Below are 4,978 nucleotides of genomic sequence, written 5' to 3'. Positions count from 1 at the left end.
CGGCGTCATTGATTTTGTACCACTTAAATTCAGCAGACTTCAGGGTCTGCCCGGTGGTCACGGCCTTGTAAAGGTACGGGCTGGAAGAATCAATTTCCTTGGTAAACAGGAACGGTGTGTGAATACGGGTGCCGGTCAGCTTACCGGTGTTGTTATCCGTCGGGATGTAGAGGCAGTGCTCCTGAGCCACCACCTCAATGCTGCCCTCACGGTCCTGAACATCCACAGACCCTTTGATATCTGCACCGCCATCATCTTTCAGCCACAGATAAACTGGAATTGCCATAAAAATTACTCCGTTATGTTTTCTGATGCGCCCTCTTCCGGCGCAGGGGAAGCGTCCGGCAGACGACAGGCATCGGCCTGCGGTACCAGACTGATTTCAACACGGCGGTTACGCGCACGGCCTTCCGCCGTGTCATTCGGGGCCACAGGGCGGCTTTCACCGTATCCCTGTACGGCAAAACAGCTTTGAGGAATATCACCGGTATCCCGCATCCAGTCGCGAACCGCCTCTGCACGCTTCAGGGACAGGACCTGGTTGCGCTGCGGGTCACCGGTATTGTCCGTGTGGCCACTGACCACAATCAGCCAGCCTGCTTTTGCCTTGATATCCACCAGGGCATTCACCAGCCATTTTGTGGCGCCTGGCTTCAGCGTCCATTTACCGGCATCAAACAGCGCCAGACTGTTAAGGCGAACCGTTTTCGGCGTCTGAGTAACTTTCTGTATCACCGGACGGGGAGGCAGTGGTGCAACCCACTCACTAATCGCTCGCTCAACCGGCGGTATCAGCCACATTCCCTGATACAACCCCAGCCCGTAACGCTGCGGCACACCACGTTGCTGCCAGTCGTTCAGTAACTGGCTGTCAGCCTGAAGACGTTGCAGTGCTGTTGTTTTCGATTCAGATGAATATCCGCTCATCCGATGCCAGGCCGTCAGGTGTTCCCCCACGCTGCGAACCAGTCGCTGGTTATTCATAAAAGACGCCGGTATAGCCAGCAGAAGAAAAACACCGACAATCGCCCCTGTCTGGCGACAAAGTCTGTGCCAGTGACTGAGTCCACGATGACGGGGGATTCCGGACAGCAGAATATCCGGCAACGGCAGTGCCTGTGATGACACGCCGGCAGGCGGTGGCAGTGCAGTGAGGGACGTCAGTTGTTGTTGCCAGAGATTACCGGGCCGGGCCGCAACCGACGTCAGACAGAATCCGACGGCAACCGGCCGGAAATAAAGGTGCTCCTGCCGGCAAATATCTGTCAGGGCATCAGTAACCCGGTTGTACCAGGACAACATGGCATTCAGCCATAACAGTTCACTGACGCACCGGAGCCTGGACGCTGCATCACACGTCTGCAGCCATTCCTCTGCCGGAATGGCTCCGGCTTCTGTCAGGCGTATATGCATTCCCGGCAGGTCCGGTGTCAGTGTAAACCAGTGTGCAGAGTGCTTATTTAAGGATGTGCTTTGTGGTGACGGCTCTGAAACCATCAGTGTCACCAGCACCGGTGGCGTGGTATTCAGCCACTGCCGGCACTGCATGACAGCACGCTGCCAGTTCCGCAACCACGGCAGGAAAGTCTCATCTGAGGTATGCTGCTCCGGTAAAAGTCCCAGCATGACCACGACCTGACCACACAGGGCCGGACGGCTGTACGACAACCGCTCTGCCAGTATTCTCATCTGCTCCGGCGTATCCACACGAAGATACCATCCCGATGCTGTTTCCCGGTATGCCTGACCGGATTCGAACCACGCATCTGAGTTTCCGGCAACAAGCAGCACATGTCCCTGAAAATATTCAGGCGGCAGACCGTCATCGCCAGCCTTCTCCGGGGCATCACGACGGGAAGACAGACAATACCACTGGTACCACAGCACCAGTCCCGCCGCCACAACTGAAACCAGAGTCAGTATTATCTGGTTTACTGCAGACAGCGGCAGGAATCCCGAAATCAGCCACAGTGTCAGGAACAGACTCAGTATTGTCAGCCAGAGACGGGAACGTACGTGCATGGTTATCCCTGCCCGGTAAGCCGTGCCACCTGGTCTGCGAGCACAGAAGAAAGCACACACCAGAGACCAGCCAGCGTCACAATACCCGCCCCCCATGACAACCAGTACATTGTTCTGCCAGCACGGTAACCCGGTGCACGCACCACCACCGGCGCATCCTGTGCGAAAGTAAATGCAGGAACACGCGCTGTCAGTGCGCGTATTACATCTTCGCGACGCTCATCATCCTGCGACCGGTACTGACCGGTAAAACCGAGCTGAAGCGTACGGCAGAGGCATGTCAGTACCGCCACATCCGGCGCAGGTAATTTCAGTTGCTCACGAATACACTCCCAGAGCTCTTCACCGGCATTGAGCGTACCAAAAAAATGAGCCTGCAGCGGGTCCTGCTGCCAGGTGCGCCAGCCATCGTCTGTTTTTTCGCGGTTCAGCACACTCTCGTCCAGCAGGGCGCAGAAGGCATACAACATGATGTCACTGCTTTCCTGACTGAATCCTGCTTCGACCAGCTCTTCACGCGCCTGCGTCACCAGCTGACAGGCACGGCGATACAGGGCCTTACCATCCTCAACCGGTTGCCCGCTGCGCAGCTGGCTGACCATCAGCCAGCCGGGATAAAAAATCTGTTCAGCCCGGGAGATAACAGGTTTATTCATGTCCGCAGCACCGCAAAAAGTTCCAGTTTCACATCCCCCAGCGATGCCGGGGTGTAGAAAGTACAACGCCCCGCGTCCAGCATCGCCCGGGCTGCATCCGTACTTAAATCCAGCGCGAAATACTGGTTTTCCAGCCGGAGCGGAATGGCCGCCGGTACATGCGTAACCGGACGGATAATGACCCCGCTCAGCGCCACATTCACCACCTCTGACACATCATCGGGGCTTCCGGCTTTGCATAGCTGCGGAAACTTCGTCTGCAGTTCATGCCCGGGCATGGAAGAGCGCACTGAAAGCCAGAAATCAGCCCCTTCGCGCAGACGCGCATCATGTAATGCCCCCTCCCACATCACACCCTTTTGTTTCAGTTCAATGAAAACCACACGGGAAGGCAGGCTTGCCTCCAGCAGCTGGTTCAGCAAAGAAAGCAAGGGTGGGAAAACATTTTCAGGTGTTTCATGACGGTATGCCGGAACCGCATCCACATTATGCTCAAGCGAGAATGTGAGCAGGGAGCCTGCCAGCCGGGCAAGCTCCCTGTACAACAGTTCCGGGTGACGGTAAGGCATGTCAAGCAACTCTTTCAGAACAGGCTCCGCACTGTTCAGGGCATTCAGCAACCAGAACAACGACACGTCCGCCACTGCAAAATCCGCAAGACGGGCATTGTTCTCCCGACGCATGGACATCAGTCGCTGGCGACGCGCCTGCAGGTGATGAAGCAACTCCGCAAGTTCAGTCATCAGCGAAGGACTGGCAGACAGCGTCAGCAGAGGGGGAATAAAACGCGGGTCCCTGCACCACTGTCCCTGTGCATCACGAACAAGACGGGTAACGGGACAGGTCAGCCAGGCAGCATTTTCCTGATGAGCCATGCGCAGAGTCAGGTTATGCCGCAATACCGCCACTTCGCTTTTCTCATGCCCGGCCAGCTCCTGCACGTTCACCCTTTCTGATTTCCAGCGACGCGGACGCTCGCTCTCACTGCCATCATCAAGGTTGCCACCGTTAGCATTCAGTAACGGTAGCGCCAGCACAATATCCACCAGGGAACGATCAGAAACAGTCGATAAATCACAGACCGGAGGCAGATTATCCGCACGTTCCGTATCAATAAGCGTTCCGTCCGGGAAACGAACAATCAGACGGGTGGCATTCAACCGAGAAAGCGGTAACAGAGAGTCATCAAACTCTGCAGCCACCACGCCCCAGGGATGCGCCAGCCCCATTCTGGCAACGCTGTCTGCCAGATGAACATCCCAGGCAGCCTGCTGCTGAAACTGCTGGGGCATCAGAAAAGCCCCGTCTTCCCACAGTGGACGATAAATCTTCATTTCCCGACGCCTGCCTTACGCTTTTGCCTTCGGCATCTGCGAAACCAGTGACAGGCTGACGTCCATACCTTCCACCTGGAAATGTGGTACAGCATAGAGTTTCACGCGGAAGAACCCCGGGTTGTCTTCGATGTCTTCCACCACCACTTTTCCGTCACGCAGCGGGTGTGAGGCCTGCAGTTCATCACCCGGATCGGTCATCTCTGTCACCAGACCCCGGATCCAGTTATTCAGTTCCAGTTCAAGCAGACGGCGATCTTTGGTGGTACCGATATTTTCCCGCTGAATGATCTTCAGGTAATGCGCAATGCGGGACAGCAGGAAGATATAGGGAAGACGGGCATTAATACGGCTGTTCGCTGTCGCATCCGGCGTATCGTACAGCGCCGGTTTCTGGGTGGAGTTAGCGGAGAAGAAGCAGGCATAATCCCGGTTCTTGTAGTAAGAGAGCGGAATAAAGCCCAGATTAGCGAATTCAAACTCCCGCGTTTCCGGGATCATCACCTCTGACGGAATTTTGACCTGATTACCGGTTCCCAGATCATACAAATGGATTGGCAAATCCTGCACCGCACCACCGGCCTGAGGGCCGCGGATCTGAACACACCAGCCGTTGGTGACAAAACTGCGCACCATGTTGGCGGCAAAAGCAAAAGACGCGTTCGTCCAGAGATATTTATGGTGATCCGGTCCTTTCACCTCTTCAACATAGTTAAAGCTGCGGACAGGTACGGTATCAGGGCCATACGGCAGGCGTCCCAGAACACGTGGCATCACCAGGCCAATATAACGGGCATCGTCCGTCTCACGGAAAGCGTTCCACTTAATGTACTCGGCACGCTCAAAGTGGTTGCCAATATCCTTGATGGCAGCCACCTCTTCCATGGTTTCTTTCTGGAAGAAAGCCGGGCCAACAGAACCAATAAACGGCATATGTGCGGATGCTGCCACCCGGGAAATATTTTT

4 protein-coding genes and 1 pseudogene are annotated in these 4,978 nt (G+C 55.7%); all 5 read right to left on the bottom strand.

Annotated features, from left to right (window positions below; genetic code table 11):
- Positions 1-286, bottom strand: a pseudogene (gene hcp / locus FFT88_RS24925) (type VI secretion system effector Hcp); the annotation flags it as partial.
- Positions 287-291: 5 nt separating this feature from the next.
- A complete protein-coding gene (locus FFT88_RS24920; RefSeq protein WP_135406026.1) occupies positions 292-2,022 on the bottom strand; it encodes an OmpA family protein in 1,731 nt (576 codons plus the stop codon).
- A 2-nt stretch (positions 2,023-2,024) separates the two neighbouring features.
- A complete protein-coding gene (gene tssL, locus FFT88_RS24915) occupies positions 2,025-2,678 on the bottom strand; it encodes a type VI secretion system protein TssL, short form (RefSeq protein ID WP_135406025.1) in 654 nt (217 codons plus the stop codon).
- The gene (gene tssK, locus FFT88_RS24910; protein WP_135406024.1) at positions 2,675-4,012 is read right to left on the bottom strand and encodes a type VI secretion system baseplate subunit TssK; all 1,338 of its coding nucleotides are present in this window, start codon (positions 4,010-4,012) and stop codon (positions 2,675-2,677) included. Before tssK ends, tssL begins: the two co-directional genes overlap by 4 nt.
- A 15-nt stretch (positions 4,013-4,027) precedes the next feature.
- Positions 4,028-4,978: type VI secretion system contractile sheath large subunit (gene tssC, locus FFT88_RS24905; RefSeq protein WP_135406023.1), on the bottom strand; the 951-nt coding region annotated here is incomplete at its 5' end.

It is taken from the genome of Escherichia sp. E4930 (assembly GCF_005845405.1).
Taxonomy (GTDB): Bacteria; Pseudomonadota; Gammaproteobacteria; order Enterobacterales; family Enterobacteriaceae; genus Escherichia.
The sequence above is the reverse complement of the archived record's forward strand: the minus strand, read 5'-3'. Positions and strand labels throughout refer to the sequence as shown.

What these genes read in the sequence shown, in the direction of transcription:
- tssL (WP_135406025.1), bottom strand. Translation starts at nt 2,678, where the DNA reads ATGAATAAACCTGTTATCTCCCGGGCTGAACAGATTTTTTATCCCGGC.
- FFT88_RS24920 (WP_135406026.1), bottom strand. Translation starts at nt 2,022, where the DNA reads ATGCACGTACGTTCCCGTCTCTGGCTGACAATACTGAGTCTGTTCCTG.
- tssK (WP_135406024.1), bottom strand. Translation starts at nt 4,012, where the DNA reads ATGAAGATTTATCGTCCACTGTGGGAAGACGGGGCTTTTCTGATGCCC.